At 67.6% G+C, this 13,670-nt stretch carries 13 protein-coding genes; 3 read left to right on the forward strand and 10 right to left on the reverse strand.

The annotated features are described in order from the left end of the window. Positions 1 to 3: 3 nt before the first annotated feature. From JZ792_RS08445 to JZ792_RS08455, 3 genes are read right to left on the reverse strand one after another with little or no spacing between them, the layout of a single operon-like run. A complete protein-coding gene (locus JZ792_RS08445; protein ID WP_308165207.1) occupies positions 4 to 654 on the reverse strand; it encodes a PIG-L deacetylase family protein in 651 nt (216 codons plus the stop codon). Then, positions 651 to 1,433 carry a glycosyltransferase family protein gene (locus JZ792_RS08450; protein ID WP_216908522.1) on the reverse strand — a complete coding sequence of 261 codons (783 nt, stop codon included), beginning with the start codon at positions 1,431 to 1,433 and terminating at the stop codon, positions 651 to 653. The genes JZ792_RS08445 and JZ792_RS08450 overlap by 4 nt, the downstream gene beginning before the upstream one ends. After that, a complete protein-coding gene (locus tag JZ792_RS08455; RefSeq protein WP_216908524.1) occupies positions 1,430 to 2,692 on the reverse strand; it encodes a class I SAM-dependent methyltransferase in 1,263 nt (420 codons plus the stop codon). The genes JZ792_RS08450 and JZ792_RS08455 overlap by 4 nt, the downstream gene beginning before the upstream one ends. 451 nt (positions 2,693 to 3,143) lie before the next feature. On the opposite strand from JZ792_RS08455, the gene JZ792_RS08460 reads away from it, so the two are divergent. Further along, entirely contained in the window at positions 3,144 to 4,652 is a 1,509-nt protein-coding gene (locus JZ792_RS08460) for a sugar transferase (RefSeq protein WP_216908526.1), read from the forward strand. Here the strand turns inward: JZ792_RS08460 and JZ792_RS08465 are convergent. Continuing rightward, entirely contained in the window at positions 4,646 to 5,260 is a 615-nt protein-coding gene (locus tag JZ792_RS08465; RefSeq protein WP_308165205.1) for a TetR/AcrR family transcriptional regulator, read from the reverse strand. The two genes, JZ792_RS08460 and JZ792_RS08465, sit on opposite strands and share 7 nt — an antisense overlap. A gap of 137 nt (positions 5,261 to 5,397) precedes the next feature. Here JZ792_RS08465 and JZ792_RS08470 point away from each other — a divergent pair, with 137 nt between their 5' ends. Next, positions 5,398 to 6,450: a TIGR03857 family LLM class F420-dependent oxidoreductase gene (locus JZ792_RS08470; RefSeq protein WP_216908528.1), complete on the forward strand. Its 1,053-nt coding sequence runs from the start codon at positions 5,398 to 5,400 to the stop codon at positions 6,448 to 6,450. A gap of 52 nt (positions 6,451 to 6,502) precedes the next feature. After that, positions 6,503 to 7,594: a phosphotransferase family protein gene (locus tag JZ792_RS08475; RefSeq protein ID WP_216908530.1), complete on the forward strand. Its 1,092-nt coding sequence runs from the start codon at positions 6,503 to 6,505 to the stop codon at positions 7,592 to 7,594. Positions 7,595 to 7,613: 19 nt separating this feature from the next. On the opposite strand, the gene JZ792_RS08480 is transcribed toward JZ792_RS08475, so the two are convergent. The 6 genes from JZ792_RS08480 to JZ792_RS08505 form a co-directional block, all read right to left on the reverse strand. Continuing rightward, on the reverse strand, positions 7,614 to 8,507 hold the full coding sequence (locus JZ792_RS08480; protein ID WP_216908531.1) for an SGNH/GDSL hydrolase family protein: 894 nt from the start codon (positions 8,505 to 8,507) through the stop codon (positions 7,614 to 7,616). A gap of 223 nt (positions 8,508 to 8,730) precedes the next feature. Beyond that, on the reverse strand, positions 8,731 to 11,034 hold the full coding sequence (locus JZ792_RS08485) for a SpoIIE family protein phosphatase (protein ID WP_216908533.1): 2,304 nt from the start codon (positions 11,032 to 11,034) through the stop codon (positions 8,731 to 8,733). Continuing rightward, on the reverse strand, positions 11,031 to 11,666 hold the full coding sequence (locus tag JZ792_RS08490; RefSeq protein ID WP_109527095.1) for a SpoIIE family protein phosphatase: 636 nt from the start codon (positions 11,664 to 11,666) through the stop codon (positions 11,031 to 11,033). Before JZ792_RS08490 ends, JZ792_RS08485 begins: the two co-directional genes overlap by 4 nt. Next, positions 11,659 to 12,057: an ATP-binding protein gene (locus tag JZ792_RS08495; protein WP_109527390.1), complete on the reverse strand. Its 399-nt coding sequence runs from the start codon at positions 12,055 to 12,057 to the stop codon at positions 11,659 to 11,661. The genes JZ792_RS08490 and JZ792_RS08495 overlap by 8 nt, the downstream gene beginning before the upstream one ends. Positions 12,058 to 12,061: 4 nt before the next feature. After that, positions 12,062 to 12,451 carry an STAS domain-containing protein gene (locus JZ792_RS08500; protein WP_109527096.1) on the reverse strand — a complete coding sequence of 130 codons (390 nt, stop codon included), beginning with the start codon at positions 12,449 to 12,451 and terminating at the stop codon, positions 12,062 to 12,064. Positions 12,452 to 12,463: 12 nt separating this feature from the next. Further along, positions 12,464 to 13,369, reverse strand: coding sequence for an STAS domain-containing protein (locus JZ792_RS08505; RefSeq protein ID WP_109527097.1), 906 nt, complete (start codon positions 13,367 to 13,369; stop codon positions 12,464 to 12,466). Between the last annotated feature and the right edge of the window lie 301 nt (positions 13,370 to 13,670).

The following is a 13,670-nucleotide window of genomic DNA, read 5'->3' on the forward strand; positions in this document are numbered from 1 at the left end:
CCGCTACATTCCTCCGAACTCGATGACAGCCTTGTCGATCACGAAACCCTCCGCGTACGCGGCATGGCACTGCACCCCTCGGATCCGTGCCAGACCGAGGAACGCCGCTTCGTCGAACCAGTCCCGCCCCACCTGCGAGGGATAGCACTGCAAGAGCAGGCGTGCCTTCTCGGCCGCGAGCTCCGGCGAAACCGGATGCAGGAGTTCCGGTTTCGGGGTGTCGGTCTCCCACTTCAGTATCTCGTATCCGAGGACGAGATGGTTACGGAATTCGGTGGGCACCAGTTCGGCGAGGGTCCGGTGATCCTGGTGGGCGTCACCGCGCTGGGGTGCGAAGACCACCTCCGGCTCGGTCGCGCGCCGGAACGTCGCCAGCGCGTCCTTGACCGCCGCCCAGTGCGCCGGGGCGCGCCCGTCGGGGATGTCGAGGACGGTCAGTTCCAGATCGGCGGTGCCGCAGAAACTCTCCAGCGCCTTGCGTTCCTCCTCGGCGCGCGGGGTGTCGCGGCCCGAGAGCACCAGGGCGCGCACCCGCAGATCGGGGTGGCGACGGGTCAGCGCGAGCAGGGTCGCGCCCATGCCGATGGCGATATCGTCGCAGTGCGCGCCGAGTATCGCGATCTCGCGCAGCGGCGCGGTGGTCAGCGTGATCACGGTGACCGCGGCTCCCACACCATCCACGGACGGTCGCCGCGGTGGTAGCCGGCGTCGAGTTCGGCCCGCTCCTTGAAGGTGTCGGCGGGTTTCCAGAATCCCGAGTGCTGGTAACCGAGCAGCCGTCCCCGCGCGGCCAGCGCGCCGCAGGCGTCCTCGACCAGGTCGCCACCGGGCGGCAGGTGGTCGAAGATCTCCTGGGTGAGCACGAAATAGCCGCCGTTCTCCCAGATCGGCAGCCGCGCCACCGGCGTGATGTCCTTGATCTCGCCGCCGGGTCGCATCTCCACGCAGTGGAACGAGGACTGCGGCGGCACCACCATCATGGAGGCGGCCGCGCCCGATTCGCGGAGCCGGTCGACCATGGTGTCGAGCGGCGCGTCGGTCAGGACGTCGGAGTAGTTGGCCAGGAACATCTCGTCGCCGTCGAGGTGCGGGCGCACCCGGCGCAGTCGTTCGCCGATGGCCGATTCGACGCCGGTGTCGACGAAGGTGATGGTCCAGTCCGCGATATCGGAGCCGAGCAGTTCCACCTTGCCGTCTCGGATGACGAAATCGTTGGACATCGTCTCCTGGTAGCCGAGGAAGAATTCCTTGATGTGGTGTGCGCCGTACCCGAGGCAGAGGATGAACTCGCGGTGCCCGAAATGGGCGTAGTACCGCATCACGTGCCAGATCAGCGGGCGCGGGCCGACCATCTGCATCGGTTTGGGCACCACGTCGGTATCGCTGTGGCGCATACGCATTCCGTATCCGCCGCAGAAGAGAACCACCTTCATACCGGGACCACCTCCACGACGTCGGAGCCGACCGCGTTCGGGTCGACCACCCGCACGGTGGGCATCGGGTAGACCAGTCGCCCGCCCCATTCGCCGATATGGCGCAGTTGGGCGGTGATCTCGGATTCGAGATTCCACGGCAGCACCACCACCACATCGGGCCGGTCGGCGTCGATGCGCTCGGGGGCGTGGATCGGGATGCGGGTGCCGGGGGTGTAGCGGCCGTGTTTGTACGGGTTGCGGTCCACCGTGTATTCGAGCAGGTCGGGCCGGATGCCGCAGTAGTTCAGCAGCGTGTTGCCCTTGCCGGGCGCGCCGTAGCCGACCACGCGACGCCCGGCCTCGCGCTGCACCAACAGGTACCGCAACAGGTCCTGGCGCACGGTCTCGGCGCGGGTGCGCAGCGCCGCGTATCCCGCGACGTCGTGCAGACCCTCGGCGGCCTCGCGTTCGAGCAGGGCGGCCACCCGCTCGGTCGGCACGGCGACCGATTCGGGCCTGGCCCAGATCCGCAGCGATCCGCCGTGCGTCGGCAATTCGGTCACGTCGGCCACCGTGAGCCCGGCGCTCGCGAGGGCGCGCTGGGCCGACAGCAGCGTGTAGTACTGGAAATGCTCGTGATAGATCGTGTCGAACTGACCGTGACGCACCAGCGGCAGCGCGTGGTGCACCTCTATCGAGAGCCAGCCGTCCTCGGCCACCAGCGTGCGCAGGGCCCGGGTGAAACCGCGCAGATCCGGGATGTGGGCGTAGACGTTGTTCGCCACCACGAGGTCGGCGGGGCCGTGTTCGTCGCGTATCCGCCGCGCCAGCGTCTCGTCCAGGAAGGCGGTGACGGTGGGCACGCCGGCCTCGCGCGCGGCGGCCCCGACATTGACCGAGGGTTCGATGCCGAGGCAGGGGATTCCGGCCTCGACCACGTGGCGCAGCAGATATCCGTCGTTGCTGGCGACTTCGGCCACGAACGAGTCCGCGGTGAGCCCCAACCGGCTGATCGCCTCGTCGACGAAGGTGGCGGCATGGCGCACCCAGCTGTCGGAATAGGAGGAGAAATAGGCGTATTCGGTGAAGGTGTCCTCGGGGGTGATCAGCGCCGGTATCTGGAGCAGCAGGCAGTCCTCGCACACCCGCAGGTGCAGCGGATAGGTCTGCTCGGGCAGGTCGAGTTCGTCGGCGGCCAGGAACTTCTCACACGGGGGTGTGGCTCCGAGGTCCACAACGCTCGACAGTCGGACCGAGTCACACAAACGACAACGCACGCGGGCTCCACTCGAAAACTGATGTGATATCGGCGGCGCCCCGCAGCCCGAGAAGCGGACTTCCCTGCCGACCGGGAGAAATTATCATCCGCGCGCCGCGATTGCGAGTCGAAGGGGCGCGGGAATTGTCGATCGCCGGGTGAACAGCGTGTTTTCAGTTACCGCCGATCGGGCGGAAGTCGCCGCGATCGGACACATGGGATGAATTTGTCGCACACCTCGTTTCGTACGCTCGTACCCGATCACCGCACAGCCAAACATCGGCCGCATTGTGACCTGTCTCCTATCGCTTGTGCGGAACCCATGTGGGGAGCAATACTTTCGCAACAGATCGGCCCGGCTTCGAATCGTCTCCGCCCCGACGTCGCCGGACGTACTGCCCCCAGGAATTCCGCGCGGCCTCCGAGGCCGCGAAGAATGCGACGGTTCAAGCTTCAAGCAGGTGCTTTCCATGGTTTTCGAGCTCGGTGCCTCCGGTGGCGCGGTCGACCTGCGCCTGCATTTCGCCCGCCCCGGCGAACGCGACGGCTGGCGTACCAACTATCTACGCCGTATCGCCGTCACCGATATCACCGTGATGTCGGCCTCGGTGGCGTTGGCGCAACTGTTCACCATCGACGCCTCCGCGTCGGCGCCGCTGGTCTGGAACCCGCAACTCGGCCTGCACAACACCCTGTTCTCGGCGGGCATCGTGGCGGCCTGGTCGATCCTGCTCGGCTGGAAGGGTTCTCGGTCGCGGCGCACCGTCGGGGTCGGCGGCGAGGAATATCGCCGGATCCTCGCGGCGACGCTGAACCTGTTCGGGCTGATGGCGATCGTGTCGCTGGCCCTGCGCGTCGAATCCACCCACGACTATCTCACCGTCGCGCTGCCGCTCGGACTCGTCGGCCTGGCGGCGACGAGGACGGTATGGCGCGCGCACGCGGGGCGTCACCGCGCGCTCGGCCGGTATCGGCATTCGGTGCTGGTCGTCGGCGGTCCCGACGCGGCGCGCGCCATCGCTGCCGCGTTCTCGCGCAATCACCTGCACGGCTACCACGTGGTCGGCGTGTGCACCGCGACCGGACCCGATCCGGCCGCCCCGCAGACGATCCGAGTCGGCGGGCGCGATATCCCGGTGACCGGCGACGACCGTTCGGTGGTGCGCGCGGCCCGCCGCACCGGCGCCGACACCGTCGTCGTGATGGCGACCGATCGGCTCGGTCCGCACGATATCCGGTGTCTGGCCTGGGATCTGGACACCTTCGGCGCCGAACTGATCGTCGCGCCCGGTGTCATGGACATCTCCGGTACCCGGATGTCGAATCAGGTCCTCGCGGGTATGCCGATGCTGCATATCGAGAAACCGCAGTACGACCGCGCGCTGTCGCTGAGCAAGTCGGTGTTCGACGTCTGCTTCTCACTGTTCGCTCTTGCCCTGATCGCGCCCGCGCTGCTCGCCGTCGCGGTCGCGGTGAAAATCACCAGCAAAGGCCCGGTCTTCTACCATTCAGAGCGAATCGGTATGGACGGCAAACCTTTTCGGATGATCAAATTCCGGAGCATGTACGTGGACGCCGACCGCCACGTCGGCTCCCTGATCGCGGGTAACGGCGGCAATCCGCTGTTCTTCAAACTGAAGAACGATCCGAGGGTCACCCCGGTCGGCCGGTTCCTGCGCAAGTACAGCCTCGACGAGCTGCCGCAGTTCTTCAACGTGCTGCGCCGCGATATGAGCGTGGTCGGCCCGAGGCCGCAGGTGCGCAGGGAAGTGCACTCCTACAGCGGAATCACCCGCAGGCGCCTGCTGGTGCGTCCGGGTGTCACCGGGCTGTGGCAGGTCAGCGGACGTTCCGATCTGGCTCCCGAGGAGTCGGTCGAACTGGATCTGTCCTATGTGGAGAACTGGTCCATGCTGCTGGACCTGCGCATCATCGCCAAGACCGTGCGCGCTGTCGCGGCGGGCGACGGGGCCTACTGAGCGGTGCCGTAGGTCCGGATCAGCCGCGCCCGAATGTATTCCAGTTCCGGGACCAGATCGAAATCGGGAAACACCGTCCACTGGAAGGCGACGCCGAAGACGGCCATCGCGATATCGGTCGCCGCGCGCTCGATATCGATATCGGCGCGCACCGATCCGTCCTGTATCCCGTCTCGCAGTCCCACCGCGACCCGGTCGGTTCCGCGCCGCAGATAGGACCGCACGCGCGGGCGTAACCCCGATGTCGTCTTGACCGCCTCGAAACCCGCGATGAACATGCCGCGCAGGAAATCGGGATCCTCGCCGTGCAGTTGCACGACGCGGTCGAAATGCGCGACCGCCCGCTGGAGTCCGGTGGCGTCCGGCCGTGGATCGGGTGCGAGCCGCTCGACGTAGTCCTGCTGGAAGAACGCTTCGAGGATGGCGTCCTTGCTGCCGTAGCGGGCGTGGACCATGGCCCGGCTGTAGCCGGCGCGACGACCGATCTCCGCCGCCGTGGTCGCCTCCCATCCCTTTTCGGCGATCAGTTCGATCGCCGCGAGGACGAGCCGTCTATTGGAGAGTTCGACGCGCTCCGGCTGCGTCAGTCGCGTGGTCGGAGAAGTCACCCTTGCGATATTAGACGCTCGACAACTAACTTGGTTGACGAGTGTCAACTACATCACACGAAAGGGCCGATCATGACGCAGGCCACACTTCCGCCGCACCCGGGTGTCGGCGAGATCGGCAGCCGAGAGGTCGCGAGATGAGTCCGCGCGCACTCGACGAACTGGGCTACTACCTGCTGGCGGGCGCGGGCGGCGAGGGTCCGCGGACCCTGGTCGAGGAGGCCCGCCGGGGTGAGGAACTCGGTTTCGGCACGGCGTTCATCTCCGAACGATGGAACGTGAAAGAAGCCGCTTCGCTGGTCGGCGCGGCGTGCGCGGTCACCGAACGCATGCGGATCGCCACCGCCGCGACCAATCACAACACCCGCCATCCGCTTATCACCGGATCCTGGGCGACCACCATGCACCGGCTCTCCGGCGGACGTTTCACCCTCGGCATCGGACGCGGCGTCGCGGCGATGTACGCGGCCTTCGGAGTGCCCGCGGTGACCACCGCCCAGATGGAGGATTTCGCGCAGGTCATGCGCAGGCTGTGGAACGGGGAGGTGATCATCGGTCACGACGGACCCATCGGCAAATACCAGGTGCTGTTCCTCGACCCGGATTTCCGGGAGGACATCCGCCTCGGCCTGGTCGCCTTCGGTCCCCGCTCGCTCGCCCTGGGCGGCCGCGCCTTCGACGACATCATCCTGCACACCTACTTCACCCCCGACACCCTGCGCCGCAGCGTCGACATCGTGAAGAAGGCCGCCGAGGAGGCGGGCCGCGATCCCGACGCCGTGCGGGTGTGGTCGTGTTTCGCGACCGTGGGCGATCATCTGCCCGAGGAGTTGCGGCTGAAGAAGACCGTCGCTCGCCTGGCCACCTACCTCCAGGGCTACGGCGATCTGCTCGTGCGGACCAACGACTGGGATCCGGCTGTGCTGCAACGCTTCCGGGCCGACGCGGTGGTCAACTCGATCCCGGGCGGAATCGACCACAAGGCGTCGGCCGAACAGATCGAGCACATCGCGACACTGCTGCCCGACGAATGGCTGGCGGTCTCGGCCACCGGATCGGCGCCGCAGTGCGTCGACCGGATCCGCCGCGAATTCGACTACGGCGCCGACGCGGTCATCATGCACGGCTGCACCCCCGACGAACTCGAACCGATCGTCAGCTCCTACCGCGAGCGCACGGCGAATCCGTGACACTCGTCTCGGCCGCAGCGCCGACGACCCACCGCGAGAAGATGTGAGCCCCATGAACGCACCCGTGACGATTCCGCGTCATCCCTCCGAGGTGACCGGCGCCTGGCTGTCCGCCGCGTTGAGCACCGCCGCGAACCCGGTGACCATCGGTGCTGTCGATGTCAGGGCGGTCGGCACCGGCCAGACCGGCGCGACCTACCGCCTCACCCCGACCTATCTGTCCGACCCGGGAACCCTGCCAGCGACCTTCGTGATCAAACTTCCTGTACTCGACGATTCGGTGCGGGCGGGCGTTATGCTCGGCTACGTCAGCGAGGTCGCCTTCTACGCGAAAGCGGTGGCCGGGCTGCATGTTCCGACCCCGCGCTGCTACTACAGCGATATCAACGAGGACGGCAGCGAATTCGCCCTGCTGCTCGCCGATATGAATCCCGCGGTGCAGGGCGACCAGCTCGCCGGATGCGGCGCTCACGACGCGGAGCTGGCCGTCACCGCGCTGGCGGGCCTGCACGGGCCGAGCTGGTGCGATCCGCGCTGGCTCGAGCTCACCGAATGCGCGATGCCCAAACCGGGGGATGCCGCGGCCTCCGGCGGGCTCGGACAGATCGCCGAGATGGGCGTCGGCATCGTGCTCGACAAGATCGGCGGCCAGCTCGACGCCGACGAGCGCGAAACCCTGACCGCCGCAATGGGACTCGTCACACCGTGGCTGCTGCACGATCGGGAGCGGTTCTCGCTCATGCACGGTGACTATCGGCTCGACAACCTGCTGTTCGACACCGCCGCGGACGCGGTGAGCGTGGTCGACTGGCAGACCATGGGCGTCGGACTGCCCGCCCGCGATCTCGCCTACTTCCTCGGCACCAGCCTGCTGCCCGACGCGCGCCGCGCGCACGAGGCCGACCTGGTCCACCGTTACCACGACGCACTGGGAAAGTACGCCATCACCGGCTATGACCGGGAAACCTGCTGGCAGGACTACCGATTCGGGATGTTGCAGGTGCCGCTGATCGCCACCCTCGGCTGCGCGTTCGCCTCCACGACCGAACGCGGAGACGAGATGATGGTGGTGATGCTGCGGCGCGGATGCGAGGCGATCCGGGATCTGGGCACACTCGACCTCATCGAGAGTCGTACCGGCTGAACGCGACCGAACGTCGGCGTCAGGCCGTCAGCGCCGAGATCACGGTGCGCGCTTGATAGTTCACGCCGAGCTGGTTGGGATGGAACGGTAGGGCGAGCCCGGGGGGTTCGCTGGTGTAGGGGACGAGTCCCTCGGCCCAGCGCACGCCCGGGACCTGGCAGGCGTCGTGCCCGGCCGAACCGGCGTAGGTGTCGACGAATTCGACGCCGGTGCGTTGCGCCACGCGCGCGAGCATGGCGTCGAGTTCGACGAGTTTGGCGGCCAGCCAATCGACATCGGTCGGCGAGATCGGGATGGTCGGGAAGCAGCCGCCGGTGGCGGCGACCCCTTCGAAATAGTCGAGCATGAGCACGCGGGCGTCGGGGGAGCGTAGGCGGATTCCCTCGATCGCGGCGGTGACGTGCGGTTCGGCGGCGGCGATATTGTGCGACATGCGGTCGACGCCGTCGACGACCCAGGTGCGCTGACACGGTGACACCGCCGGATCGATGGTGACGCACCCCCGCACGGCGGCGGCCAGTCCCACATCGTTGCCCCCGATCAGCACGGTGACCAGATCGGTGCTCGGGGTCAGGCGATCGAATTGCGGTGTATTGGCGCCCGGGTACAGATCCCGGCCGACCGGCTGGTCTTCGACCATATCGGCGGTGACCGCCCCGGCGCAGGCGGCGTCACGGAAGATCGGTGTCGCCAGCGCCGCGGCGACCTGCCTGGCATAGTTGTCGATGCGCTGCGCACATCCCGCGGGCACGAATTCGGTGGTGACGAGCTTGGGATCGAGTGTGGCGTCGGCCGCCCAGGAATCGCCCAGCGCCACGTACTCGTCGTAGCCGGGGGCGGCCGAGGAATGCGGTGCGGTGAGTACGGTGCCGATCGCGGCGCAGGCGGCGATCAGCGCTGGAACGATTCTCATGGACGCCTCCTGCTGTTGTGGTGCGGGGCATTCGTCCGAACGTCGTTGGAAAGTTAGCAGCCCAGCGGTCGGATCCCGGTGAAGCGCGCGGCGATTTCGAGCGCCGAGGTAGCGCTGTCCGGCGGGTGTCGACCGGTACCGGGCCCGCCTTCGCTACTCGCGCGGTGTCGAGATCCACGATGCCGTCGGACAGTACGGGCCCGGCCGATCGACTACCCGCGAATTACCCGGCCAGGCGTCGGTGGGTGCCGCGCAGCGGATTCGCCACCGGTGACTTGATCGCGGGCAGCGTGATCGACATGCGGACCGTCGTGCCGGATTCGGTGTGGTCGATATCGAGATTCTCGGTGAGCGCGCTCATCATGTCGATGCCGCGGCCGCGGGTACCCGGATCGGCCGAACGCGGTTTCCACCCACCGGAATCGGTGACGACGATGGCGACGGTCTCGGTATCGCAGGTCGCGGAGAGTTCGACCTCGTGCTCACCGGCCATATCCCGGTAGGCGTGCTCGATGCTGTTACTGCACGCCTCGTTGGCGGCCGCGACCAGATCCGAGGCCAGATCGTGCGGTACCGCCGCCGCCGCGAACCAGGCCTTGAGGGCACGGCGCAGTCCGGCGAGCCGATCGGCGTGCGCGGCGACGGTGAGGCGCAGCGGCGCGGGCGGCTGCCGGTACACCACCATGGCGACGTCGTCGTCGTATCCGCCGTCGGGACGCAGCCGCGACAGGACCGCGTCGGCCACCTCGCGCGGCAGTTTGCCGGTGGTATCGGCGAGGACTTCGGCGATCTGGTCGAAACCGTCGTAGATGTCGACCCCGCGCTGCTCGACCAGTCCGTCGGTGAACAGCACCATGGTCGATCCGGGAGCCAGCGTCGCGGTGGCCTCGGGGCGACGCGGGATATCGAAGGTCGCCAGCGGCACCGAACGCCCGTCCTCCAACATCCTGCCCCGTTCGCCGACATCGGCGACGATCGCGGGCATATGCCCCGCGCTGCTGTAGCGGATCACCCCTCGCTGCGGATCGAGCACCGCGGCGAACACCGTGGTGCACATCGCGCCGGGAATCCGGCTCGCCACCGTGTCCAACTCGGCGAGCAGTTGCGCGGGCCCGGTCTCCCTGAGCAGCAGAGCCCGTGCGGCCGTGCGCAATTGGCCCATGACCACCGCGGCGGACAGTCCACGGCCGACACAGTCTCCGACGACCACGCCGATGGTCCCGTCCTTCAACGGCACCACGTCGTACCAGTCGCCACCGATCTCGAGCGGCGGCAGCGCGGGTTCGTAGTGCACGGAGAATCGGGGCGGCAGTTCGATCGGACCGAGCATGGCGCGTTGCAGGGTGAGCGAGGTCGAACGGGCCTGGTCGAAGTTACGTGCCCGCTGCACCGCCAGACTCAGATGCCCGATGAGCAGCGAGAACATCGTCCAATCCGCCGCGGTGATGGCGCGCGGCGCGGCGAAGCGCAACCACAGCGCGGCATCGCCGGTCTCACCGAGCGGGGCGACGATCCCCTCCGAACTCTGCGCGCCCTCCGGAATCGCCGACAGACTGCGCGGCAGCCTGCGCCGAGCCCGGTCCAACATCGTGCGGGCCCGCTCGTCGAGCACCGGACCCTCGGTGTTCGACGTACCTGGCTCGATGGCTCCCGACATGTAGACCTCGGGGCTCGCGTGGCGATTGGGCCAGACCGACACCACCGCGGATTCCGCGCCGACGGTGCGCCGCAATTCGTCCAGGCCGACCGCGAGCACCTCCACCACGCTGGTCGCCGCGCCCACCGCCGTCGCCAGCCGCGACGCCGCCTGATCCCTGGCCTGCGCGTCGTGTTCGGCGGTCACGTCGCGAATGGTGCCGACGAAGATCCGCTGGTTGTTGGCGGGCTCGATCAGGACGCTCGTACTGACCGCCAGCCACAGATCCCGGCCGTCGCGATGCCGGATGGGAATGACGAATCGCGAAGCCTCGGTGCCGAGATCGGGGTAGCGCGGCCCCGACGGCACCGACCACGGATGCGGCAGCGGATAGGGCACACCGGCGGCGCCGTATCCGGTGAGCGCGCCGAACGCCGTATTGACCTCGATGACACTGCCGTTCGCGTCCGCGACGAAGAAACCGTCCTGCAACGACTCGACCAACGCGGTGCGGAAGGCGTCGCGCCCGGCGAGATCGTCGGCGCGGGAACGCTGTTGCTCGTAGCGGCGGGTGCCGTCGAGATAGCCGCGGGTGGCGATATCGAGCGCGGCCAGGGTTTGCAACAGGAATTCGAGCGCGCCCTCGGCCAGCCGAGGATCGACGGTCCCGGAAACCCCTCCGCTCTCGGCGATCTCGGCGACCCGCGCGGCCTCCGCGGCGGTGACGAGACGGAAATGGTGTTCGGTGAGGTCGAGCAGGCTGATGTCCTCGACCAGCGCCCGCCTGCCGAGTTCGTAGCCCTCGGACAGGGTGGCGTGCGTGGGTGAATCCAGGTGTCGCCGTAGCGCGTTCGTGTACGCGTCGAGGAAGGCCGCGAGCACCGTCGTCATGGCGCTTCGCTCACCGTCGTGCCCCGATGCCTGGCGGCCAGCACCAGGGCGTCATCGGTGTCCTTGGCATGGCGGGACAGGATCTCGGAGGTGATGTCCGCGGTGGATTTGGCGAGGTCGATACTCTCCGCCGATTCGGCGACGATGCCGTCGGTCGACATCAGCAGCAGATCCCCCGGACGCACGTGCACGGTCTGCGGTTGCAGGTTCTGCGGCAGCCGGTAACCGACGATCCCGCCGGTGAGCAGCACCGTCGCCCGCACCGTCAACCCGGCAGGGCTCGCGCTCAGCACCCGGGACTCGACATTGCCGACCCCGAGCCAGCGGATCGCGTCACCGATGCCGAACAGCGCCAGCGACACCGCGGCGCCCCTGGTGTCGGCCATCGCCCGATGACACAGCACCATCAGGACGTCGAGAGGTTCGGCCCGGTTCTCCGAAAGTACCTGTGCGGCACGGTCGGCCGCGTCCGCCGCGGCCGCGCCGTGTCCGAGACCGTCGAGCACCCCGAACAGGACACCGCCGTCGCCCGCGTCCAGCACCACGCAGCGATCACCGGAGATGTGTTGCCCGGGAAGCGCGCGACCGGCCACCGCCCACTCGATCCGGCCGATGATCCCGTCGTCACGCACCGTTGGGCACCCACTTCCACATTTCTATCAACGTGCCGCGCCCCGGTGCCGAATCGACGATGAGTCGATCCATGAGGCGCTGCGCGCCCGGAAGTCCCAGCCCCAGACCGCGACCGGTGGAATAGCCGTCATCCAACGCTCGCGCGATATCCCGGATGCCGGGCCCCTGATCCTCGGCCTGGACGACCAGTGCCTGGCGCCCCTCTCGGTCGCCGACGAGCAGCCGGATCTCCCCGCTGCCCGCGTAACTGGTGATGTTGCGGGCGATTTCGGAGATCGCCGTGGAGATCATGGTCCGGTCGGTGAGGGAGAAGCCGAGCTGTGCCGCCAATTCCCGTCCGGCTTGACGTGCGGTCACGATGTCACCCGACACCTTCACCGCGATCACCATGTTCTCAGCGGCCACTGTCACGACCGTCTCGCTGGCGACGTCCCGAAGCCTTGCGATCCAGCCACGCAAGGCCCTCCTCGAGGTCGAGGGCGGTGTGCATGTCTTCGAATGTGAGCCCCAATTGCACCATGGCGAAAGCGACTTCGGGTTGCAGACCGACGATCACCGTTTCGGCACCGCGGAGCTGCGTCATATGCGCGATGGTACGCAGCGATCTGGCCGCGAAGGAATCCATCACATCGATCGCGGTGACGTCGACGATGATGCCGTGCGCTCTGTATTTGCTGACCTGTTTCATCAGGTCGTCCTGGAGACGCTCGGTGTCGGCATCGGTCAGCGCCGACTGAACCGACGCGATGAGATACGTGCCCTGCTTCAGTATGGGTACCGGCATCAGGGCTACCGATCAGCGCCCGTCCCGTTCGATAGGCCGGTCGGTCACACGGGTGACCTCGTAGCCCAGCAAACGTTCGGCCTCTTCGATGCCACCCTGGAGGTCACCGACGGCATTCATCTTGGACAGGTCGAGCCCGATCGTCACCAGCGTCAGCGCGATCTCCGAGGACAGGCCGGTGATGATGACGTTGGCGCCCATCAGACCGGAGGCGTCGACGGTCTGTACCAGGTGGTTGGCGACCGTGGAGTCGATGGTCGGCACACCGGTGATGTCGATGACGACCACCTTCGCGCGATTGGCGCGGATGGCCCGCAGCAACTGCTCGGTGAGCTGACGGGCGCGCTGGCTGTCCAGCACGCCGATGATCGGCAGGATCAGCAACTGCTCGCGCACCTGGAGAACAGGCGTGGAGAGTTCGCGGATGGCTTCCTGCTGCTGGCGGATGACGCGCTCGCGCTCCTGCACGAACGAGATGGCCACCGTACTCGCGATGCGGTTGGCGGCCGGCTCGTAGGCGTCGAGGACGGAGTTCAGCAACTCGAAATTCGACTGGTACTTCTCGAACAGCGAACGGGCGAGCACGTCGCGCAGCAGCAGCACGATGCCGAGGACCTCGTCGGTCTCGACCCCTCGCGGAATGATGCGCTCGGACAGATCCCGCGCGTAGGCCTGTAGCGCCTCGACACTACCGGTCTCGAGCACCTCGACGTAGTTGTCGTAGACGGAGGTCGCCTCGGAGAAGATCTCCTCCGGGGTCATCGCGGTGAGCAGCTGCGCATCGGTGATACGACGTGCCCACTCCTCGCGCAGGGCGGTGCGATTCTGCCGCAAGTGCTCGACAAGCTGTGGCAACAGGTTGTCGACCGGTCCCGCGGGCAGCGAATCCGCCGAAAGGCTCATGGACACCTCGGACATGGAAATTCCAGCCCCTTTCGACGGGTGGGTCGGGATCATCGTGCTGTGCGGCTGCTAACCGACACCGAGCCTAGTCATACCCCGTGGCGAATGCCCACGAAACATGGGACTTGGCGGCCCGGGGGCCGCGGGTTCGCTGTGACTTCGGCGGCCCGGGGGCCGCGGGTTCGCGGCCCCCTTTGTCTCGCGTCCGAGCGGTCGAGACTCGCGCCTTCGGCGCATTGCTTCGACCGCTCGGACGCGAGACGGGCCGCGAACGGCGCTCGTAGGGCTCGCGCTGTGGGGGGAGGTGGGCGTGGAG

It is taken from the genome of Nocardia noduli (assembly GCF_019038455.1).
Taxonomy (GTDB): domain Bacteria; phylum Actinomycetota; class Actinomycetes; order Mycobacteriales; family Mycobacteriaceae; genus Nocardia; species Nocardia noduli.